The organism is Clostridium sp. HMP27, assembly GCF_000765165.1.
Taxonomy (GTDB): domain Bacteria; phylum Bacillota; class Clostridia; order Clostridiales; family Clostridiaceae; genus Clostridium_AK.
Genome location: NZ_JMFY01000002.1, coordinates 15,762 through 38,272, shown reverse-complemented (window position 1 = coordinate 38,272; position 22,511 = coordinate 15,762). Strand labels below are relative to the sequence as shown.

Annotated in this window: 26 protein-coding genes; 3 read left to right on the top strand and 23 right to left on the bottom strand. The window is 31.7% G+C overall.

The window, feature by feature from the left end; translation table 11 throughout:
- Window positions 1-150: 150 nt before the first annotated feature.
- From DP68_RS01455 to DP68_RS01435, 5 genes are all read right to left on the bottom strand, one after another.
- Complete coding sequence (locus tag DP68_RS01455; RefSeq protein ID WP_035305074.1) at window positions 151-1,389, bottom strand: MFS transporter; 1,239 nt, start codon at window positions 1,387-1,389, stop codon at window positions 151-153.
- Window positions 1,386-4,010 carry a phosphoenolpyruvate synthase gene (gene ppsA / locus DP68_RS01450; RefSeq protein ID WP_035305071.1) on the bottom strand — a complete coding sequence of 875 codons (2,625 nt, stop codon included), beginning with the start codon at window positions 4,008-4,010 and terminating at the stop codon, window positions 1,386-1,388. Before ppsA ends, DP68_RS01455 begins: the two co-directional genes overlap by 4 nt.
- Window positions 4,007-4,621, bottom strand: coding sequence for a TetR/AcrR family transcriptional regulator (locus tag DP68_RS01445; RefSeq protein WP_035305068.1), 615 nt, complete (start codon window positions 4,619-4,621; stop codon window positions 4,007-4,009). Before DP68_RS01445 ends, ppsA begins: the two co-directional genes overlap by 4 nt.
- 262 nt (window positions 4,622-4,883) lie before the next feature.
- Window positions 4,884-6,815 carry an alkyl sulfatase dimerization domain-containing protein gene (locus DP68_RS01440; RefSeq protein WP_035305065.1) on the bottom strand — a complete coding sequence of 644 codons (1,932 nt, stop codon included), beginning with the start codon at window positions 6,813-6,815 and terminating at the stop codon, window positions 4,884-4,886.
- Window positions 6,816-6,922: 107 nt separating this feature from the next.
- A complete protein-coding gene (locus DP68_RS01435) occupies window positions 6,923-7,477 on the bottom strand; it encodes a flavodoxin family protein (protein WP_035305062.1) in 555 nt (184 codons plus the stop codon).
- A gap of 148 nt (window positions 7,478-7,625) precedes the next feature.
- On the opposite strand from DP68_RS01435, the gene DP68_RS01430 reads away from it, so the two are divergent.
- Window positions 7,626-7,985 (top strand): helix-turn-helix domain-containing protein, encoded by a 360-nt coding sequence (locus DP68_RS01430; RefSeq protein ID WP_052085586.1) that lies wholly within the window; start codon window positions 7,626-7,628, stop codon window positions 7,983-7,985.
- A 293-nt stretch (window positions 7,986-8,278) separates the two neighbouring features.
- Here DP68_RS01430 and DP68_RS01425 read toward each other — a convergent pair whose 3' ends face one another.
- From DP68_RS01425 to DP68_RS18765, 16 genes are all read right to left on the bottom strand, one after another.
- Entirely contained in the window at window positions 8,279-9,148 is an 870-nt protein-coding gene (locus tag DP68_RS01425) for an AraC family transcriptional regulator (RefSeq protein WP_035305604.1), read from the bottom strand.
- Between the two features lie 66 nt (window positions 9,149-9,214).
- A complete protein-coding gene (locus DP68_RS01420) occupies window positions 9,215-9,817 on the bottom strand; it encodes a dienelactone hydrolase family protein (protein ID WP_035305059.1) in 603 nt (200 codons plus the stop codon).
- Between the two features lie 101 nt (window positions 9,818-9,918).
- On the bottom strand, window positions 9,919-10,614 hold the full coding sequence (locus tag DP68_RS01415; RefSeq protein WP_035305057.1) for an aspartate/glutamate racemase family protein: 696 nt from the start codon (window positions 10,612-10,614) through the stop codon (window positions 9,919-9,921).
- A gap of 65 nt (window positions 10,615-10,679) precedes the next feature.
- Complete coding sequence (locus tag DP68_RS01410; RefSeq protein ID WP_052085585.1) at window positions 10,680-10,919, bottom strand: PF20097 family protein; 240 nt, start codon at window positions 10,917-10,919, stop codon at window positions 10,680-10,682.
- Between the two features lie 123 nt (window positions 10,920-11,042).
- Window positions 11,043-11,726, bottom strand: coding sequence for a Type 1 glutamine amidotransferase-like domain-containing protein (locus DP68_RS01405; RefSeq protein ID WP_035305054.1), 684 nt, complete (start codon window positions 11,724-11,726; stop codon window positions 11,043-11,045).
- Between the two features lie 70 nt (window positions 11,727-11,796).
- Entirely contained in the window at window positions 11,797-12,555 is a 759-nt protein-coding gene (locus DP68_RS01400) for a hypothetical protein (protein ID WP_035305052.1), read from the bottom strand.
- Between the two features lie 103 nt (window positions 12,556-12,658).
- Window positions 12,659-13,117, bottom strand: coding sequence for an NUDIX domain-containing protein (locus DP68_RS01395; protein WP_035305050.1), 459 nt, complete (start codon window positions 13,115-13,117; stop codon window positions 12,659-12,661).
- Window positions 13,118-13,131: 14 nt separating this feature from the next.
- Window positions 13,132-13,665: a GNAT family protein gene (locus DP68_RS01390; RefSeq protein ID WP_035305048.1), complete on the bottom strand. Its 534-nt coding sequence runs from the start codon at window positions 13,663-13,665 to the stop codon at window positions 13,132-13,134.
- A 32-nt stretch (window positions 13,666-13,697) separates the two neighbouring features.
- Window positions 13,698-14,372 (bottom strand): HD domain-containing protein, encoded by a 675-nt coding sequence (locus DP68_RS01385; RefSeq protein WP_035305047.1) that lies wholly within the window; start codon window positions 14,370-14,372, stop codon window positions 13,698-13,700.
- A gap of 14 nt (window positions 14,373-14,386) precedes the next feature.
- On the bottom strand, window positions 14,387-14,911 hold the full coding sequence (locus DP68_RS01380; RefSeq protein WP_035305045.1) for a GNAT family N-acetyltransferase: 525 nt from the start codon (window positions 14,909-14,911) through the stop codon (window positions 14,387-14,389).
- Window positions 14,912-15,102: 191 nt separating this feature from the next.
- Complete coding sequence (locus tag DP68_RS01375) at window positions 15,103-15,303, bottom strand: hypothetical protein (protein WP_035305042.1); 201 nt, start codon at window positions 15,301-15,303, stop codon at window positions 15,103-15,105.
- A gap of 22 nt (window positions 15,304-15,325) precedes the next feature.
- Window positions 15,326-15,751, bottom strand: coding sequence for an OsmC family protein (locus tag DP68_RS01370; RefSeq protein WP_035305039.1), 426 nt, complete (start codon window positions 15,749-15,751; stop codon window positions 15,326-15,328).
- Between the two features lie 178 nt (window positions 15,752-15,929).
- Entirely contained in the window at window positions 15,930-16,520 is a 591-nt protein-coding gene (locus DP68_RS01365; protein WP_035305036.1) for a hypothetical protein, read from the bottom strand.
- Window positions 16,521-16,995: 475 nt separating this feature from the next.
- The gene (locus DP68_RS19110) at window positions 16,996-17,466 is read right to left on the bottom strand and encodes a GNAT family N-acetyltransferase (RefSeq protein WP_035305033.1); all 471 of its coding nucleotides are present in this window, start codon (window positions 17,464-17,466) and stop codon (window positions 16,996-16,998) included.
- 76 nt (window positions 17,467-17,542) lie between these two features.
- Complete coding sequence (locus tag DP68_RS01355; RefSeq protein WP_035305030.1) at window positions 17,543-18,163, bottom strand: GyrI-like domain-containing protein; 621 nt, start codon at window positions 18,161-18,163, stop codon at window positions 17,543-17,545.
- Between the two features lie 84 nt (window positions 18,164-18,247).
- Window positions 18,248-18,997, bottom strand: a complete 750-nt coding sequence (locus DP68_RS18765; protein ID WP_052085584.1) for a MerR family transcriptional regulator — start codon at window positions 18,995-18,997, stop codon at window positions 18,248-18,250.
- A gap of 79 nt (window positions 18,998-19,076) precedes the next feature.
- Between DP68_RS18765 and DP68_RS01345 the strand changes: the two genes are divergently transcribed.
- A complete protein-coding gene (locus DP68_RS01345) occupies window positions 19,077-20,432 on the top strand; it encodes an MATE family efflux transporter (protein ID WP_035305026.1) in 1,356 nt (451 codons plus the stop codon).
- A gap of 366 nt (window positions 20,433-20,798) precedes the next feature.
- Here the strand turns inward: DP68_RS01345 and DP68_RS01340 are convergent, their stop codons facing one another.
- Window positions 20,799-21,341 (bottom strand): GNAT family protein, encoded by a 543-nt coding sequence (locus tag DP68_RS01340; protein ID WP_035305023.1) that lies wholly within the window; start codon window positions 21,339-21,341, stop codon window positions 20,799-20,801.
- 370 nt (window positions 21,342-21,711) lie between these two features.
- Between DP68_RS01340 and DP68_RS01335 the strand changes: the two genes are divergently transcribed.
- A complete protein-coding gene (locus DP68_RS01335; protein WP_035305021.1) occupies window positions 21,712-22,116 on the top strand; it encodes a hypothetical protein in 405 nt (134 codons plus the stop codon).
- Between the two features lie 224 nt (window positions 22,117-22,340).
- On the opposite strand, the gene DP68_RS19410 is transcribed toward DP68_RS01335, so the two are convergent.
- Window positions 22,341-22,496 carry a hypothetical protein gene (locus tag DP68_RS19410; RefSeq protein ID WP_291546836.1) on the bottom strand — a complete coding sequence of 52 codons (156 nt, stop codon included), beginning with the start codon at window positions 22,494-22,496 and terminating at the stop codon, window positions 22,341-22,343.
- Between the last annotated feature and the right edge of the window lie 15 nt (window positions 22,497-22,511).

Sequence of the window (22,511 nt, the reverse complement as noted above, 5' to 3'; positions counted from 1 at the left end):
AAATTAATTTTGTATTTCCATATCCTATTTAAATGAAACAAAAATAACCCTAGAGAATATCTCTAAGGTTATTTTTTACTACGACTTTTAATTATATTTCTTTGTACTTTTGCTAGTGTATAAAGCTGGTAGCAAATAATATATCTTTAATTAAAATTCATGCTTCTTCAACACTGATACTAGAAATACAACTAAAACAATCAACATCAACAAAGCAGAAGTCATTACTGTCCAATGCACAAGAGCTCTGTTAAGAACAATTCCATACACCAATGCCCCTAAGGGCATACCGCCCTTGGTAATCATTCCAACAATTGAAAACATCCTGGACATGTATTCGTTTGGCGTTGATTTTTGTATGAAGGTCTGTATAGGAACATTGATAAACATAATGGCTATGCTTATCAGACCGAGAGTACCTGACAGTAAGTAAAAGTATAAAATACTGCCTTTCCCCAGTACAAATAAGCTGTGTGGGAACAATAAAAGCGAGAATGCAAGCATTGCAAACATTAGCAAGCTGCAGCCACTTACAAGGGACTTAGTCATATCCTTCTCTTTACCAAACAAAAGGCTTAAAAGAATTGTTCCAAGCAATGCCCCTAGTATGATTATCATCTGCAGATAGCCGTATTGTGTGTCGGAATACTCCAATTGAGTTCTAAAAAACAGAGGCAATATAACTGAAAATATTGGCTGAATAACTGCATATATTATCAAGAAAAAAACACACAACTTGAGAATTGCTTTATTAGTTAAAATAAATTTAATGCCATCTGAAAAATCTGCTGCAAATCCTTTCTCATCAATGGATTGTTCTCGCTTCACATGCCTGTACTTAATTAATAGTGAGCTGCCTGCTGACATTAAAAATGAGATTCCATTGATAAAGAACACTGCTGTAATTCCCACTTTTGCATATAATGCAGCACCAATTACAGGGCCCAAAAGGCCGCCTAAGATTCTAAGCGTTGCAAGAGTTGAATTAGCTTTGGTTAATTCATCTTGAGGTACCAATTGAGGCAGCATACCTTTAGTGGCTGGGTCGAACAAACCATAAAACAAAGATACTGCTACCTGCATGGATAAAAGCAAAGTTAAGCTCATTTTATCCAAATGTGCACCAAAAGCCAAAGCCATCACTGCTGCTGCACTGCCTAAGTCTGTTAAAACTGTTATCATCTTTCGATCAAGCCTATCAGCAAGTACTCCGGCAAATGGATAAATTATAAGAGCTGGCACTAAACTTAAAAAAGAAAATAACCCAACAGTAGCTGATGAACCTCCTGAATCGATGATATACAAGGGCATAACCACCATTTGAATTCCTGATCCAGTATCGGATATCATCCTTCCAAACATAAGCAATATAAAATTCATATTCTTCATAGAAGTTCTACATATCCTTCTTTTCCATTAATTCTTATTCTCTGTCCATCTTTTATTAGCTTTGTAGCATTTTCAACACTTACCACTGCAGGCAGACCGTATTCCCTTGCAACAACAGCTCCATGAGTCATCATACCCCCTACTTCAGTAACCAAACCTTTAATTGATACAAATAATGGGGTCCAGCTAGGGTCAGTAAATGTTGTAACTAAAATATCTCCTTCTTCTATCTTGGCATCCTCCATCTTTAAAACAACCCTTGCACGCCCTTCAACAACACCTGATGAAACAGGTACTCCCGCTAAGGCACCTTCTGGTATTTTATCTGTATTATACTCACCAGTTATAATCTCTCCATCGGAGGTTATAACACGAGGAGGCGTAAGCTTTTCAAAAGTTTCATATTCTTCTTTTCTCTTGGTTATTATATTGTAATCTAATCCACTTGTTTTAATAGCATCCCTAAGTTCATCAAAAGTTAGATAATAAATATCCTCTCTATTTTGTATAACACCCTTATTAACTAAAATGTCCGCTTCTTTCATAAGTGCCTCTTTTATAATCCATTCATACCATATCAAAGTGTACTTGTTGAATTCACGGTAACCAACATAATTGCGTAAAACGCTGATTACTTTCTTTGTCTTCTTAGCTTTTCCATTTCCACCAGGCAGCTTCTCAAGCCTCTTTAAAATTTCCTGCTCTTTCTTCTTTGCTTCCTTAAGTCCCTGCTCAAATTTAGCACTGTGTGCATTTGGGGCAAAAACTTTTATATTGCTAAGAATTGCTGGAATAAGTATAGTAGGATTTTCATTCCATCGAGTCCTTGTGATATCTATTTCAGCTGAACAACGCATACCATATTTTTTAAGAAATACTTTAATTGAATCACTAACAGTTAGGCCTCCTTCTAAACTCACCAAATCTTCAAAAAAAGTCTCTTCCCTAGGCTTTTGAAAATATTCAATTACTTCTGGATACTGCCTTACCACATCGGAAACATCCAAAAGCTCAAGTCCCATTTCAGATGTCACGTTATTAGATACAGATTGAGCTAAAATATCAGCTACATTCTTTTCACCTAACCACTTTTCAATATTTTTATTTATCCAGTAAGATGCATAAGCTCCTGCAAAAACCAATCCATAGCTATCTAGTACAATATCTTTTATTTGATTCATACTGTTAAAAATAAAGTTGAATAGTTCATCCCCCGAAACTTTAGTAATGCTTTGCTCCACTTCCATCATCAAAGCCTTATTATCATTCATCTGTTTTTCAACAATAGCTGGATCGTTTGCTCTATAGTCTTTTATGGTATCCCTTAGCCATTTAATCCCCATTGCCTTTGAAGGCATAGCTGTCTTTCCTTTATGAAGATTTTTGATAAAATCCTCTCGTTGCATTAGGTTAATAAGTGCATTTTTCATTAAAACATCTACTGTATCCAGACCTTTAATAAAAAGCTTACTTCTAAGGGGTGAAGAAATTTCACGGGACGCATCCATATACAACCTTCCACCCATTTCAATCATCCTATAGTTTACCATCTGATCAAATAAATCTTGAAAGAAGGATAATCCTAAGGGTCTCATGGCTTCAGTCATCATCTGTCTATGCCCAAAGGAAATATACACATGATTTTTTCCATCATTAATTTCTGGCGGCATAGGATACAACGTTGTGATAGGCCTGCTCTGAACAATATAGAAATTATTTTCATACAGACACCATTCTATATCCTGTGGACGGCCAAAGTATGCCTCAATTTTTCTGCCTATGCCCTCTAGCTGTAAAATACTATCATCTAAAAGAGTCTGAGTATCCTGCTTTGCATCTTCAAGTTCTTTCTCCTCTGTGCCTCCATTTTCAGCTTTATAAATTGCTAGTTTCTTCTTAGATATCTTTTTATCAATTATTTTTCCTTCCCGTACTTTATATATATCTGGATTCACTAGACCAGATACAAGAGCTTCTCCAAGTCCAAAACTTGCATCAATGGATACAACTTTTCTATTAGATGTTATAGGATCTGCAGTAAACATTATTCCCGAAGCCTGTGGGAAAATCATCTTCTGTATTACTACAGATAAATAGACCTTGCGGTGGTCAAAATCATTTTGTATACGGTAAATTACTGCTCTATCTGTATATAGTGATGCCCAGCACCTTTTGATATGCTTAAGTATCTCCTGTTTCCCTATAATGTTTAAATAGGTATCCTGCTGACCTGCAAAGGAAGCCAGCGGCAAATCTTCTGCTGTAGCACTTGAACGTACTGCATAGGCATTTTTTTCACCAAGCTTTAAAAGATGTTTTATAACTTCTTCCTCAATATCCTTTGAAATGGCTATTCCTTCTATTTGCTCTCTAATTTTTTTGCTAAGCTTACCGATTTCTTCTCTGTCATCTGCCTTTAAAAGTGATAATTTATCTATTAAAATATTAAATTCCGTACTGCTTTCAACAATTTCTTTATAAGCTTCAGTAGTTATACAAAAGCCATCTGGAACACGTATCCCCTGAATTTTGGATAGTTCCCCAAGATTGGCACCCTTACCTCCCACAACTTGAAGCTTTGATTTATCAATATCTTTAAAGTCTAATACATATAAATTCATACATATTCCTCCTTATAAAAATTGTTTCTAAGCAAATCTATAAACTCCTCAAACTCTTTGAAAAAAGCCTCATAATCAACTTCTTTCCTGTTTGATATTTGATTCATATAACCCTCAGCGAGGCAAACAAGCATTTTCATAACCAGCTTTGGATCTATACCTTCCTTAAATTTGGAATAATCCATACCATCAAAAGCAATTTTACTTCTAAAGCCTTCACTCTTTGCTAAAATAGTTTTTATATCTTCATTTACTTCCTCGTCAGCTTCAAAATACATACTTGTTAAAAATGCTGGAATTGCAGGATGTTTTTTCATAACTGAAATTTTAATATTAGCTGAAATCCTAATCCTTTCAAAGAAATCAGTTACTTTATAATCAAATTTTTCTTCAATCTCATTCATAATAGTGTTGCCGCATAGCTCAATTAAATAAAGATATAAAGCTTTTTTTGTACCAAAGTAATGAAACACCATGGCTTTAGAAATTCCCGCAGCTGAAGCTATATCGCTTACTGAGGTTTTCTTATAACCATTGGCAGCAAAGGACTTAAGTGCAGCATCTATAATTGTCTTTTGTTTATCTACAGGTAAATTAAAAAATTTCTCCATGGCTTTCACCTCTTAAAGTTTTTAAACCGAATCGGTTTATGATATTATCATTATATTCCCATAAACCGATTCGGTCAATACTGTTCTAAGAAAATATTTTTAGCTTTATATTTAAACTTTAATCTAAAATAAAAAATAAAAAATAAAAAGGGCTACCTCATTAAGAAATGAAACCTTAATATATTGTTTCAGAATTTAAAAATCTAATACAATATATTGTAGCTTTTATTCTTGATGGGCAGCCCCATATCACCATAATTAACTATCTTGGTACAGGTGTCATTATATTAAAGTTTTGATTTATAGTATCTTGAAGGGATAAGAACATATTCCATTTGTTAATATCCCCATGTACTTTTATCTTTGAAGTATCTGGCTTTTCATTAGTTGTCGCCAGCTTATATAAAACTTCCTTTGGCATAGTAACGGTAACTGCAGCATCTTTTGAAAGCTTATCACTTATATATCTAAATATTCCTCGTTTAACTTCTGCCAAAGCTGCTTCATTTCTGTCTGGAATAATAAAGTTGATTTTATAATTTAAATCTCCAGCCTTTACCCCTTCTATTCGTATGCTAAGTAAGTAAAGAATATCCTTTAGAGGTAAATTGTTTAGCACATCCTCTGAAATAAATGAACCACTAACTGGAATAACTCCATAGCGTAATTCCTGTGCTCCCATTAGGTATTCATTTCTCCAAGGACCAGATTCAGCAATATACCCTAATTGCTCCAAAGCATCAGCGCAAATAAGTTTTGCCTCTTTATTATTTGGATTTGCATATATAACTTGTTTTGTAACCTCAGCAACCCATTGATATTCTCCGTCTATGAAGGATTTTCTAGCTTTGGTTAAAACAGCATCTTCTCCCCCCATATACTCTACATATTTCTTTGCTGATTCTTCTGGAAATAATTTATTTAAATCTACTGGATTTCCGTTATACCATCCCAGATACCTTTGATATACTGCTTTTGCATTATGAATAACAGTTCCATAAAATTCACCATTGTACCATTCATCTGAAAGACTTCTTGGAAGTTTGACCATTCTTCCAACTTCCTCAATTGTGTGCCCTTTATTTATAAGTCTTAAAGTCTGATCATTTATATACTGATATACATCCCTTTGTTTTTCAAGATATTCAATGGATGCTTGATTCCCAAAACGAGGCCAGTTGTGGACTCCAAATACTGAAGTTAATGTACCTCCCCATAAATCAATTGCCTTTTGTATATTTTTTGCCCAAGCAACTGCATCTCTGACTTTAGCACCTCTTAAAGTTAATAAATTATGAATGGTTGCATTACAGTCCTCTGCAATACACAAGGAACGTTCACTTGGTATATATACAAACATCTCTGATGGTGCTTCAGTATCTAAAGCCAATCGAAACTCCATTTTAACTCCATCAATTATATATTCTGCATATTCCTCATTAATCTCATTAATATTTCTCGTAAAGGTTACTGTTCCAATTGATTGACCTTTTCCGATACCATTATCTATCTGTCCCTTCTCACATTTAGGCAATTCTACACCGTACATGTATATACCTCGGCGTGCCATTGCAACACCTACGTTTACGTTCTCTTCTAAAGCTGAATTAACAAAATTTTTTGGAGCATAAATCTTAACGCCTTCTTTTGCAAAGCTATCTAGAACACCTAGAATTCCTCCATAATGATCTTCATGAGAATGAGTGATGATAACTGCACTTACAGAAATTTGTCCAAAATAATCATTAACAAAATTTATAGCCGCTTCTGCCGTCTCCTTTGAACTTAAACAATCAATTATAATCCAGCCAGTATTTCCTTTAACAAAAGTCATATTGGCAAAATCAAAACCTCTAACTTGATATATGTTATCTGTAACTTTAAATAAACCAGTATTTAAATTTAAGTTTCCCTGCACCCAAAGCTTTGGATTAGCTGTGTAAGGTATACAGTTATTATATAAAAAACTATACCTTCTTAAATCCCAAACAGGAATCAATTGATCCTCGCTTTTAATTACAGGCAGGTTCCCATCAACAAGTATTCCTGTCTTTGCTAAGTTATTTTCAGTGGTTATTTTTCTCCAATTCATCTTTTTATATGTTTCTTGGTTTATTAGCATAGTTTTGCGAGTGGCATTTTTTCTTAAATCACTGATCTTTCTCTCTTTGTCTTGGTTATCGCTGGGTTCCATAAAATACCTCCATAAATTACCCTATCATGATAATTTATGAAGGTTTATAGGTAGTGGTTACTTATTTGTGCGGAATAAGAAAATTTGGTAGGTGATGTATTAGAAATTTATCCAACCAAATTTTCTCCATCTTTAAATGCTCTTAAAGATAACTCATTAAACACTGCTAAATCGGGATTATGACTAGTTCCGCAGTAATGAATACTATCCTCTAACTTCCAACCTAATTCTTCTAACATATCATTAGCAGATTTAATGCCTTCAGCTCCTATTTTAGGATCTGGACTCCCTTGTGCAAATATAGTTATTAACTTTTTACCTGGATGTCTCGGTGCAAAATTATCTCCAAGCATTGGGAATGTACGATCAAACCAAACTTTTGCTTGACCTGTAATTTTATAATAATAAATTGGCGAACCAAATACAATAGCATCTGCTTCCTTAATAGCCTCATACATTGGTTGAAGATAATCATTAATTGCACAACCATCATGAGTACGACAATAAAAGCATCCTTGACATCCACGAATTCCAGAATCATTTAAATTAAATTCAATAACCTCAGCACCTTTAGATTTAACTCCTTTTGCCACTTGTTCTAATAATTTTGCAGTATATCCATTCTTTCTTGGACTACCGTTGAAAATAACTACCTTTGACATCTCTTATTTCTCCTTTTAAATATAAAATTTTCTTGAATCAATCAATTAGCTATTGACTAACTTTATTATATTAACTAACATATAAATCAACAAGTACGCAAAAAATGTTTAGTTACTAATATTTATATAAGTAATGGAGGTGACCTTTATGGAAAACTGTTCTATAGAATATGCTTTAAAAATAATAAATGGAAAATGGAAACTATTAATAATTTGGATTATATCTCAAAACGGAGTTGTTCGTTTTAATGAACTACAAAGAAAGGTTACAGGCATATCAAGCCTAATGCTCTCAAAAAGTTTAAAGGAACTTGAAGAAGATTGTCTTATTATCCGCCGTCAGTACAATGAAATTCCACCAAGAGTAGAATATGAATTATCAGAACTTAGTCAAAAACTTATAGCTGTTTTACAGTTTCTTGGTGAATGGGGGGATGAAGTTTATCAATATAAAAAAACATCTATCCAACATACTACTACCGTTGATATATTGCACAATGAAATATAATTACTTCAGATACATTCTTATTCATCTTTCATAGTAATCATTTCATCTTATGGTTCTCCATTTTTTGAAACACTACATAAAAAATACCGTATAATCCAACTTTGAATAATACGGTATTTTTAACAATTATTCGTTTTTCATAGTTAAATCATTAAATAAGGAAATTAGTATAGTTATAAAAATCAAGTAGTTTACTGATAGGCGCACCCAAGGCTCTTAAGTATTTTATTGAACTCAATCGTTCAATACAACCTCCATCTCACTGCACAATGTCATACTTCCTTCTATCTCCTCTATTTTTTTATAACAGCTATCCAAACCTCTTGACGATTTTCCTGCATATAGCACTCAATAATTGGAAGGTCAGCTAATTCATACCCTGAATTAGGTAACCACTCTGTATAAAATTGTTTATAAACCTTCTGTGTTGCTTCCGGCAATTCTCCATTAGCTTCAAAAATTGCCCATGTTGCTGCAGGATAAGCAAATTCCTCCATTCCTCCGGGTACAGAAACATGTTTACAGTTTAGTACATCCACATAATTTGTCACTGCTATTATATATTCCATATCCTCTGATTCACCCCACTGCCCTCCTTGGGCAATTCCTAAAAAACCTGCTGGCCTGTAGTCAGGGAATTTCTCCATGAACCTATTCATAGTTCCATCCTTCCAAGCGTTTTCCCAAATCTGTGGAACGATTTTAAATGCTGTTGCGGTTTTTATTTTGTGTGACACTCCCATTACTCTAAATGCAGGCCATTGCTCAATTTGATAATTCATATGATTTTCTCCTTTTATCGTAATTTGGAAGGAGAGCTTGGGACAAGATTTCAACTGAACTGTTTCGTTCCGTACACTTGAAGGCAGTACCCCATGAAAACTCCTGAAAGCCCTGGTAAATGAGTCTTGCGATTCATATCCATACTTTAAAGCAAGATCAATTATTCTTTCCTTACCATTTAATAAATCAAAGGCCGCCATAGTTAAACGTCTATTTCGAATATACTCGGACAATGGCTTGTCCGCTATATATGAAAACATCCTTTGAAAATTATAAACAGAACATCTTGCAATTTTTGAAATAGTTTCATAGGATATCTCACCTGCAAGATTTTCCTCTATATAGTTTATTGATTCATTTAGTTGCTTAACCCAATCTATTCTTCTCACCCCCATTTCAATCATATCTTCTTATCAATAGCTCAACTCGATATTCTATGCCGTATTTTATCGGCTCAGCATTCCTAATAAAAATTCGTCTACTAATCTTTCTGCTTCTTTAGATGATTGTATACAATAGTCCTTAGAAAATGGATTACTAAATCCGTGTTTCCCCTTTAACATATAAATATCAATGTCCCTTTTTCCCAAAGAATTAACTAATTCCTGTACATTAAATGAATTCTCTTCTGTAGGAAAAATCAGTAAAGCTGGACATTTAGGAGTAATATTTGTATAATCTCTAATTCGTGAACCATAATATCCTATGATACCATTACACATCTTTTCTTCACTGCTGCATAGCCATGCAATTGTTGCACCTATACTATAACCTAATAAATATACATGCTTGTATTGCTTTTTTGCTTCTATAATAAGCTGCTTTACTTGCTGAACCGCTGAATCAAAGCCTATATTATTCATAAAATGCTTATAGGCTTCTTCCTCTAAATCGTAGCTAAATGGTTCACTTAGATTAATTAGGTTTGGACAAATAATATCATATCCGTAATTGGAAAATTTTTCACAAACCGTCTGTATATGTTCATTAATTCCGTATATTTCATGTAATATTATTATTACAGAATTAGAATTATTAATAATTTTCATATGACATCTCCTTAAGTAATTTGTTAACTTTTTATTACTTTGCGCTGAATTATTAGTATAGTACTTTATAGGATATATATTGCAAATTGACGATTCAATTGCTATCTATTTAGTGCAAATTCAACCGCAGAAATAGCATGTATCGTAGTTGTATCAAAAATTGGAATATCAACGTCTTCTTGTTTTATCAGCAAAGGTATTTCTGTACAACCTAATACTATACCCTCAGCACCCTTTAGTGCTAAACTTTCTATTACTTTTTTATATTTTTCTTTTGAGACTTCACTTATTATCCCTTTACATAGTTCCTCATAAATAACTTCATGAACCATATCTCTGTGATCTTCATCTGGAATAATTATATCAATATTAAATTTTTCTTTTAATATTTTTTTATAAAAGTCCCCTTCCATGGTAAATTTAGTTCCAAGCAATCCAACCTTTTTTATTCCTTTTTGAACTATTTTTTCACCTGTTACTTCAGCTATATGTAAAACTTTTATTCCTACTCTACTTTCTATATCACTTGCCATTTTATGCATTGTATTAGTACATATTATAATAAAATCGGCACCTGCATTTTTAAGTTTTTGTGCAGTATCAACCATTATATTAGTTAACTCTTCCCATTTATTTTGATGCTGTAATGACTCTATTTCTTGAAAGTCTACTGAATACATTAGGCATTCCGCAGAATGAAGTCCTCCTAATTTTAATTTAATAGTTTCATTTATAATTTTGTAGTATTCAAGTGATGATTCCCAACTCATTCCGCCGATTAAACCGATTTTTTTCAATTAAAACATCTCCCTTTAAATTTTAATAACTTAATCTAAACTATTTTTCAATAGTCAAATATTATTTATTTTTCTTGGTTCATATCACAATTATTATCTTTATAATCTATAATAATCTTCTCACATTTACGGCAGCAGTTGGCTATTACTGCTGAACCTTCTAACATGGATAGCTTTGATAAAATAATTGATCCTTTATGAAATTTTGCTCTCCCAATGTAAGACCTTTTACTTTTCCACGCGATTTCATGTGGGCTTTGTATAACTCCTTGTTCCATATCTTCGCCACAATACGGACATTTCATAATCTCCACCTCCTATTTGAAATATAAATAATATTTACTACCCATTTAGATGAGATTATGTATTTATACATATTCTATAAATCAATTTTAAATATCGCAATTCTATCCATGTACTGTACCCAATCAGGTTTTCAAGCAAATATTTTTTCTACTAAAGTTTTTCGTATTCCCTAATGAAATAACTTTGCTATCATCAATAATTAGTCCGCCAATGTTTGTAATTGCATACACCCTATCTCTTTTTTCATTCAACACTTTATTTATATATTTATTTTGTATTTCTGTTCCTTGATAATGAACTTCAATATCAAAACCTTTAATCAAATTTAGTCCTATATTGTATGTAAATTTATTATAGTCTTTATCAGGAGTAATGTGATATTCTGCTATTTGAATCATTGCTCCTGCGCTAATACCAATAACAACACCTGTAAAGCTCTCAATATTATTAATTAAGTCAAATTCCATTAATCGTAACATGGTTTTATCTGGCAGCCCGCCAGTGAAAAATAGTATACTACTATCCCTTATCTTAGTTTTTGCATTTTCCTTTGTATCTTTAAAATAATTTAACCAATCTATATTTTCTTCTCTAATTCCATAATTCAAAAGTGGTGTAATAATACTTTCATAATATTTGCCATTATCCTTACTATAAGCATTCTGCCACTCCTTATGACTGCTTATCTTATTACCGAAGGAAAATGGAATTATTAAAACCTTATCATTAAAATTTATATACTTTGAAACTGCATTTCTTGCCCAATCTTCGTGAAAATTATATGAACTAAATAACATATTTACCATTAATATTATCCCCCATTAATTTCTCAAACAAAAATGGAATAATCTATTTATTAAATTAATTAAAATTAACTTATCCTAAATAATTTGATTTTAAAAAAACTATCCACTCGTCAAATATTTCATTTTCAGTTTTGCCAAAGGTTTGTGAATAGTTCTCAGTTTTTATTAACTGCAAAACCCTTCCAATACCATATGTTTTATCTAGATACTCAATATAAGTATAAGAAATTGGATACATATTATGATTCCCAAAAGTTATAGGGTTTGTAATTTTAGTATCTTCATATGACGGAATGTTGTTAAATTTAATAGAGGGTTTTGTATTGCCAGAGATATATCCTGCCATACCCTCATTAATAAATTTTGATAATCTTGGATTAATACTCCACATTAAGGTATGTATATATTCATGTAGAGCAGCATCAGCAGTATCCTCATAATTATGCTGCTTTCCTGGAGAATTTGGAGATACAATAATAACCTTATTTTTTATATTATCCCCAATATACCATTCAGGAGCAATAATTTTACCAAACAGTCCATATTTTTTAATATGAAACTTATCTAGGCTAATGTAAATATAAACTTCAGTTTTATAGTTAGGACTTATGCTAATTGAGCTAGCAACCAGATTATATCCTTTTTCTAATCTGCTGCTAATATCAATTGCTGCATTTTCATCTTTTCTTTCGTAATAAACTATAAAATGTGGTTTTTCTATAGATGTCATATCTTTAGTTCTTAAACTTAATGTTGGAATAAAGTTTAAAAGAAATATTATACCCAAACTTATAAGGATTTTAAGTAAAATTTTATATTTTCTCTTCATTTATTTTCCCTTTTCCCTAATATCTATTTTAATAAATCCTCAAGATATATCACACTATCACTAAACTTTTTAACTCCTAATACATAATATTTTACAATTCGAACTATCCCATATGCTTTAAACTCTCTGAAACAGCCCATGCTTGATGTTCTAAAAATAAGGATTTAATTCCCTCATGAGGTTCAATCCATATCAATTTATGATCTCTCTCAATTGGTGCAGCATAATAGTTTTCTAAGCTTATAATATAGAAATAACCAATCCCTCGCAAGTACTGATTTGTCTTTGATATGTGATATAAAAAGGCTCTTCCTATAAATTTTTGTATTTCAATCTTATATCCTGTCTCTTCGATAAACTCTCTTTCAATACATTGTTTATGAGTTTCTCCATTCTCCATGCCCCCACCAGGGAGAAAATATCCTGCTGGTGTTTTTATTACAGCAACTTTGCCTTCATTATTAATCACAATACCATATACAGCAATTCTATCAATATATTCTACTCCATCAAGCTTTTTACCAAATATCTTTTCATCATTGTCTAAGATATCCTCTATCATTTTCACCCCCAATTTTAATCAATTAGTAACCCCATTAGTAAAGAGTCATAGAACTTTCCATTAATTAAAAAATCCCTTTTTATTATGCCTTCTTCTAAAAAGCCAAGCTTCTTATATAAGCTAATGCCTCTTGTATTATCAGTTCTAACTCTTAGATTTATTTTTCTAATCATTCCTGAATTTTTACTCCAGTTAATTAAATATTTTACAAGTTCTTCACCAATACCATTTCCCCAATATTTTTTAAGGATACTTACTCCAAATTCCCCAACGTGAGCTGTCCTTTGTCTTATCCCTCCAGAAAAGTTTAAATTTCCGACTACTTTTCCACTGACTTCTGCTATGATAAACAAAGCATTTTCTTTGTTCAAAGCATTTACAATAAATTCTTCTTCCTGTTCAACACTTCTCCCAAATTGCCCTGCCCCAAGGGTTAAGTAATCTGATTCTCCCCCAATAACATTAAGGTACTCTATTAATGCTTTAGCATCGGATTTCTTTGCCTTTCTAATAATTATTTCTTCATTATTAACGTATACCTCTTTCATTAAATACAACTCCCATTATCTTGTTTTAAGTTTTACTTCATGCCATCTAGTTCTAATTTTAATCTATCGAAATATTTCTCCATAAAATTGAGTCTTTCTTGTCCAATTTCTTTTGCTCTTTCAGTATATAATTTATCTGGGATTTTTTTTAACTTTACTTCATATTCAATTAAAGGTGTGTGTTTTGAAACATCTTTTAATCTTCCATTTTCAACAGTATTAGATTTGAGATAATCATTTAATGGCTCATCGGTGGTTAGTCTTTGTCCAAATTGTCCTGCTAACATAAAAATACGGGCAATTCCACTTGCTCCTATAACATCTAGTTTATCTGAATCAAAGAGTATTTTTGCTTCTATTGAATTAGGTTCATTTCCAGTTCTAAATCTATGAGCTATAATACAGTGCTTTATCTTCTCGATTTTATCTTCTTCATATTCTAAATTTCTTAATATATCCTCCGCAATCACACTTCCTAAAACGGCATGGTCAATTTTACCCGTTTTATCTTGGCTCTCTTCAACCCTTGCAATATCATGTAATAATGCTGATGGAATAAGAATTTCTAAATCAACATCTTTCTCATATTTTGCAAGTAATAGACAGAGATTGTAAACTCTAAATACATGGTCTAAATTATGTGCTGAACAGGTTAATTTATCTTGAACAATCTCGATAATCTTTTTATGTTTGATTTCTATATTCATATATTTTCCCCAATTTATAAACTTTCCTGAAAACTCTCTGCAATCCTTGCCATTAAATACTCATTTTCATATTTTCCTTTTCGGATAGCTGCAAGACGTTTTATCCCTTCTTTTTCAAATCCAAACTTCTCATATAAATGAATTGCTCTTTCATTATCCTCAAATACCCCCAATTCAACCCTGATAAGCATAAGCCAATTGTCGGCAATATCTATGATAGCTTGCATAAGAGCTGTTCCAACCCCCATATTTTGATAATCCTTGTGAATCATAATTCCAATGCTGCCACTGTGGCGTGTACGTGGGTTAGGGTTAACGGTTAATCCAACTGTCCCAATTATAATATCCTCACCTTTTTGAGTTTTTGTTACTGCAACCAATTGATGATGGTTGCTATCCATATTCATGATAAAATCTTCACTACGCTTCACTCGTTCAGATGGAATGCCAAGAATGTTTTCAAATACTCCTGGCATTCGTCTAAGATCATTAATACCTTTCCCATCACCAATTTCTATTGGTCTAATTAAAAAATCCATTTTCATCCTCCCCATCATAAAACAATCTTATCTTGTGCTAATATACACCTACGTACTCCTTATATCCTAATTATAACATTGTTTTAAAACAATGCCAAAAGCCGAGTCAAGCTATACCTGACTCAGCACCTTTGCCTTCATTATTAGCCATAATTCTCTATACAGCAATTCTATCAATATATTCTACTTCATCAAGTATTTAAGCAAATATTTTCTCTACTAAAGTTTTTCACATCCCCTAATAAAGTAATTTTGCTATCATGAAAAATTAGTCCCCCAGTATTCGTAATTGCATATATTCTATCTCTTTTTTCGTTTAACACTTTATTTATATATTTGTTTTGTATTCTCGTTTCTTCATAATGGACTTTAATATCAAAATCTTTAATCAAATTTAGTCCTACATTGTAAAAATTAATGTTTTATCATATATTCACTGCTTATATCAACATTATTTTTCACCATGTTCCAAACAGGACATGCATATTCCTCCATATTTTTTATTACACTTTCAATATCATCTGGCTGTACATCATTCGATACAAGTTCAAACCTTAATTGTATACTTTTAAAATATTTCGGTAATGTTTCTCTTCTTTCACCTGATGCAATTACGCTTAATTCAGACACATTCTTATTCATCTTTCTTAGTAGTAAAGCCAATGTCATTCCACTACAGGTTGCTAAACTCATAAGAAACAACTCAAGTGGAGTATATCCATCTCCCTCACCTAAAGGTTGTACAGCATCTATAAATACCTGATTATTATCACGAGATACCCCTGAGAATTTTACCTTGTCATTTATCAAATCTGCTGTTACTGTTAATTTGTTACTCATATTAAAGCCTCCTAATCATTTCATCTTATAGTTCCACATTTAATTGAAATGTGACACAAAAATACCGCAGAATTCAATTTATGGATAATTGGGTGTTCATGTAAATTATTCGTTTTTTCAGTTGTTACGTTAAATGATAGAACTCTGAATTTCTTGAAATATTTTTATTATATTTTTACTATATTTTAGATTTGCTTCTTAACCATTCTTGAAACTGATATGGTGTCCGCACATTATCGTATAGTACTGCCGTGTAGATGTCATAACTTCTCACCGTTTTGCCATATTCATCCTTCATAACCCAGATACTTTTAATTGTTAGGATTGATTCTCTCAATTCTGGAGTGAGCTGTTCAGGTATAATCTTAATATGCATAAGGTCAGGTTGTTTTTCTGGTTGATCAACGAACCAGATGTCCAATTTCCAATCCATTCCTTTTAGCGATTTATACTTAAGCCCGAGGTACAGTCCATCGGGGTAATCAGAGCTATTGTTAAAAATGCCAGAATCATTGATAAATTTAACCTCCCGCATACCTTTGTAAGTAATTAATTTAGATGCTATTTGAGCTATAGCATTAATATTGAGCTCGGAACATACCACTGTGATGTCTATGTCCCTCCAAACCATTAATCCGAGAGCTGAACTACCAACTTGAACTGGTTCCCCAACTGGCGATAGCAGGTCATTAAGTTTCAATTCCGTTAATATCTCTTTAGACTCAACCTGAAGCTCTTGTTGTTGTTTCAATAGTTCGCTATAAATCATTTTTCATACTCCCTCATTTACTCAACTTTTGATATATTATCATTATTAACACTGGATAGTACATACTTAACCTGTATTTACTTATAAGACTATATAAAACATCTCATTTTTAATGAATCACTTATATTCTCATACTAATAAATATTTAGTTCATATTTTTCTACCATTTTTACTTAACTAATGATAACTATATCATAGTTATATGATTTTTAGATGGTTATTCCTACAATACACATAACCCTCTTTTAATTTTTATACCGCATTATTCATTTTTGAAAGAACATTGTTTGTATTTTCATTTTCAAAAGTTAGTTCGCCTTATTATCAAAATGTCTCTTAATATAAATAATTGCCAAAGACTCTATATAAAGAATCTTCGTTAACTCCATCACTTGTCTTCCACCAGCTAAGAATAATCTTATCTCGTGATGCCATACAGCTATGTATTTCTTATACCCTAATCCTAACATTCTAATCAATTTGGATAAACATAGACCTCTGACTGCCACTTATCTATCCATCCATCATATACAAACCCCAATTTAAGCAGCAAATTTTTAGAAGGGATGTTTTCTTTTTCTGTCATGGCTACTATTTTACAATCAGAATGACATTCTTTAAGTTTTAGTAATAAGGCTTTCAAAACTTCAGTTATATATCCCTTTCGTGAATAAATTGGATTAATAGAATATCCAATTATAATAGTTTTTTCTTCCTTTAAAAGATACAAATCCCCTAAAAGATTATCTGTGGTTTTGTCCACAATAGCAAGCTGCATTCCCTTATCCAAATTTAAAGGCACTAGCAAGGCTTTTCTATATTCGTCTTTTGTTAAATTCTTAAAACCTTGATACTGCATCCATTCCTTATTATTTCTATAAGTCATAAATGACTCTAAATCTTTTTCTTCAAAAGATCTTACTATACATCTGTCAGTTTCAAGCACTAAATCACCCCATTAATTTTTTTGTTCACCAGTTATATTAAAATTGTCTCATTAAACAAGAATTAAATTTAACTTATTACTCTAGTACACTATATCTTAATATGGTTTTTAATTTATCTTTTTCTACTTTTCTTGTATCAGATAAATATATTTCTCTGTGAACTAAAGTTTTAATCTTTAACCCATTATTCTCTATAAATTCTTTCATCTTATTAAATGATTCTGGCTCATTATCATAAGAGCCTATGTGCATTATTTGTACAGCCAAACCATCCTCTATCTCATCAAAATATACTTCTTTAAGTAATGGATGCGGCTTTTTCTTGTTTGCAATTTCAAATGCTTTTCCCACCACTTCATCATTAACAAAGTCGGGTTGCCTAATCATTATAGTATATAATAATTCATCTTTATTTAAAACTTCACTTTTCCTGCCTTCTTCTGTTAAATCCCATAGTCCTTCTAAGGGATAAACAGTATATTCAAAATAACCATCTGGTGTAAATCCATTTTTAGGCATCATTCTAATTGCATAAGCAAGGGAGTACAAAACACCTATCCTTTCAGAAAAATCCTTATCATTAGGATTACCTGTACCCTTTATACAAAGGAATTTTTGTTTAGGAACTTTTACCAACTCTGCTTTATTCTTAGGACAATAAAGTTCTTTTTCATGTTTTCTATATTCATGCTTCATTATTCCATCTCCTCTTATAAATATCTATTTAATAATTTCAAAAACTTGAGAATGAGAGCCCGGTAGATATTCTCTGATTATTCACTACTCACACTTCATTGATAATTTAAATAAGCATTTTTCATCAGGAAATCTGATAAAGTCATTTGCAATACTATCTATATACAAAGGACCTTCTGTAACTATTTGCTTTAAAGATAAAAGCTCAATGAATAAATTGATAGCTTCGGCAACCTTTCCATTTGGCACACTTTGATATATGCATGCATAGGTACCAGCAGGTTTAATTGCATTACTGTCATTTATACTGTTTGCTTTTCTGAATATATATTTTGGGCGAGAGCTCACTTCTTCATTGATGATAACACCAAGAGTATATCCATTTGTAAGGTAATTTACATAAAGAGGACCTTCCTCTTGTATTTCTTCTGTAATTAAATAAGTATCCTGAATCTTTTCTATAAAAAATTTGCCACAGCCAATTTCTAAATAATGTTCCAGCTGTTCCGTGGTCTGGCTAAGAATTTCTTCAGCTTTTTTTAATTCCTCTTGTTTTTCTTTAAGCAGGGCTATTTGATTATTCAAAACAATTTTACAGTGAAGCAAATCATTCTCCTTCATTAATCTCTTTATATCACCAAGAGACATCCCTACGGACTGCAGTGCCTTTATCATGCTCATAGTTTCAAATTGTCCTGCATAGTATGTTCGGTAGCCATTTTCATTTACTTCAATAGGTTTTAACAAGTCTATTTCATCGTAATAATGCAATGTTCGTTTTTCTACTTTGCACATATCGGCAAATTGTTTTGTACCAAGTTTATCTTGAATCATAAAAACACTCCTTGACTATAACGTAACGTTACACCATATAATTTCAATTATAGCAAATAATAAGAGGGGTATCAAGAAAATGGATATAAGTATTGGAAATACAAAAAAGACATTATTTAAGTTTGCTCTGCCAATGATACTAAGTTTAATTACTCAACAATTGTATACTGTAGTTGATATGATAATTGTTGGTCAATATTTGGGAGTAAATGAACTTGCAGCAGTAGGCAATGCTGCTGCGGTAGTTCAGATTTTGATAACATTATCAGGCGGACTGGAAATGGGCAGTGAGGTCATCTTCGCAAAATTTGTAGGTGAAAAGAAATATGGAGATATTGTCATAGGAGTAAAAAGTATATTATTGTTCGGCTTAGCCAGCGGCTTATGTATAACTATTATAGGTCTTTGGATTAAGTCACCTATACTTTCCTTGATTAATGTACCAGGACAGCTTTATAAAGATACAGGAACTTACATCAGTATTTATATATTAGGTATTGCTGCCATATTCATATATGACATTTCAAGGGCAATTATAGTTGCCTTAGGTGATTCAAGATCTTCTATGATTTTAGTAATATTTACTTCATTTTTAAATGTCGTGTTGGATTTGTTGTTTATTTGTGTATTTAAAATGGGAGTTGGAGGGGCTGCATTTGCCACAATTCTTTCTCAAATTACTGGTATGATAATATCTCTGATTATGCTAAGAAGAAAAGTGGTACTATTTATTTTAGACCATGAACCTATTATCTCTATAGAATTAAGCAAAATCAAAGAAATTTTATCAATTTCAGTACCAACAATAATTCAACAGTTAATTTTATCTTTGTCCTCACTAGTTTTACAAGTATTAGTTAATCCCTATGGAAGTGAAGTAATAAGTGGATATATGACTGCGAATAAGATAATGTTATTTCAAATGCTTATAATAATAGGAATTTCTCAAGCATTATCTATTTTTATATCTTCTAATTTTGCTGCAAAACAAATAGACCGTATCAGAGAAGGATATCGAATTAGTTTAATATTTTCCGCCATATACTTGTTATGCATTGCAGTCTCAAACTTTTTAATTCCAAAACATTTGATTGGAACATTCATTGATATAAATAAAAGTCCAGCAGCTTATGAATTTGCAAAGAATTACTTGCAATTCTCCTTCCTTACCTATTTATTTTATGGATGGAAGATACTTAATGAAAGTGTACTTCGTGGGCTTTTGATGATGAAAAAATATTTATATTCTAATTTATCTGACTTAATGGTTAAGATTGTGGCCACATATTTTTTGATATCACAATTTTCTTTGGGCGGATTTTGGATTGGAAATATGCTTGGTAAAGTCATTTCTCTAATTATTAGTATTTTGGCTATTAGATATACTATTCAGCAGCAAAGCCAAGCAGTATACTCAAATGAACACTCATGCTAATCCTGGTTTCAGGGGTAGGCTGTGACGGTGCAACCCGTTATAAGCTATAGAGTATACAATTGATAAAATGATAATGTTTCTTACTGGTTCTTATACCATAAAAGATGCTATAGCATTTCCTCTAATTAAAAGATAATAATAAAATAATATATACAATATAAAAAAAGGATTCATATCACTGATAAAAAGTGTTGATATGAGTCCTTCTGTTGTTATATGTTATTTAATTTTTTATATGTATTTTTAGTTACAATTATGAATTTTACAAGTATCAAGCATTATGCAATCAAAATTTATAGTCATTCTCCACGCCTCTATTTTAATTTAGTAATTCAGCCTATGAAAATATTGCTTACTAAATAAAGTTTAGTTATTATCTGATATTATAGCAAGTATCTGATGGTCTTCCCATTGACCATTAATCTTTACCCCCTTTTGTTCTATGCCCTCTCTATGAAAACCTGCCTTTTCTAATACTCGTATTGAACCAATATTGCTTAACATTACACCCGCTTCAACACGATGCAGTTTTAATTTATTAAATGAAAATTCTACTGCTAAAGAGACTGCTTCCGTGGTATATCCTTTACCATTATATTGTTTGTCCAATGAATAACCAATTAAACATTTTTGGAGTGAGCCTCGAAATATATGATACAAGGATACATCACCAACCAATTTCCCGTTATCTTCTAAAAATATACCAAAAGAATAGTTTTTATCTTCTTTTCTTTGCTTTACAGAATTGGCTATATATTTACGTTTTGAATCAAGTGTGTAAAAGTCATCACCAAAAGTTGGAGAATACTTCTGAAAAAACTCACCGTTTCTTAAATGCAAATCGAGTAAAGATTCTGCATCTGCATCTTGAAAAAAGCGAATAAAAATTTTATTAGCCATAAGACCCATATTAATTTTACCTCCTAATATATCCAATATAATTTTTTTGTTGCATACTAATCTATAGATATTATTTAACACAATATTATCATATCTTCGTTCTCTCTAAAAAATTGTTCTGCATTTCCTAAGTCCTTCTCGTGGAAATTTTGATTGCATTATTGTTTTAACTGCTGTAACAATTAATGATAATGTATTCCATAAGGGGTTAGTCAAGATAAGATATCTTAAGGTTTATGATTAAATTTTAAAACTTAGTAGCCTCTAAGTAAACCTCATCTTCGTATAAAAATCGTAACCTTTTTCTCAATATGTAATATGTTATATTAGAGATAAGAACAAGCCTCTTATCTCTAATATAAAAGTAGGTGATGATATAATGTTTATACCAGAATCTTTAAATCAAATTACTAATAGTTTAGTAGCTCAAAACAGTCCTGTCACAATTGGGGCAACATGTATTGCTCAATTAGCTCCAGCTGTTTTTGTGTTACTTGTTGAAATAGAAGTTCAAGTTCCAGGAGAAGATATAGAAGAAGTGCTTATAATAAGCTTAACACCTGCTCAAGCAGCAGCATTATTACCACCAGCTGGTACACTTAGACTTTGTGAGATAGTAGGTCGAGATGAAATCCCAACTCCAGCACCAGGAAGAGATGTAGAGCTTATTTGCGCATTTGTATTCCGCGGAAATGTATTTTTAGTATTTGACGTTGAAACCAATACAACAGATGAGCTTGTTTTAGTTAGAGTTCCTTTATGTCCAATTGTTGGAGAAGACTAATAAACTGAATTCTATCAATGAATTTTAATACTAAAATAGCACAGCTTATTTAAAAACGAATATTCTATAATATGAAATAACGGGCCAGTGCACTGGGTATAATTCTCAGTGTACTGACTCTATATATAAAACCTCCTTGTGATATTATTTTCTTAGTTCATTAAGTCACAAGGAGGTTATTTTTTCATTATTAGATTTTTACTACTTAAGCTTTATATTCTTTTTTAATCCATACCTTTATCATCATTAGAATTTATATGTTCATCTGTATACACATAATTACCATTAAGCTGAGTTTTTTTCATTTCATTAAGTTTATTATTGATTTGTTTTACTTCTGATTGAATATTTAGCAATACATCTTTTATATCTTTATCCATTTAATCCATCTCCTT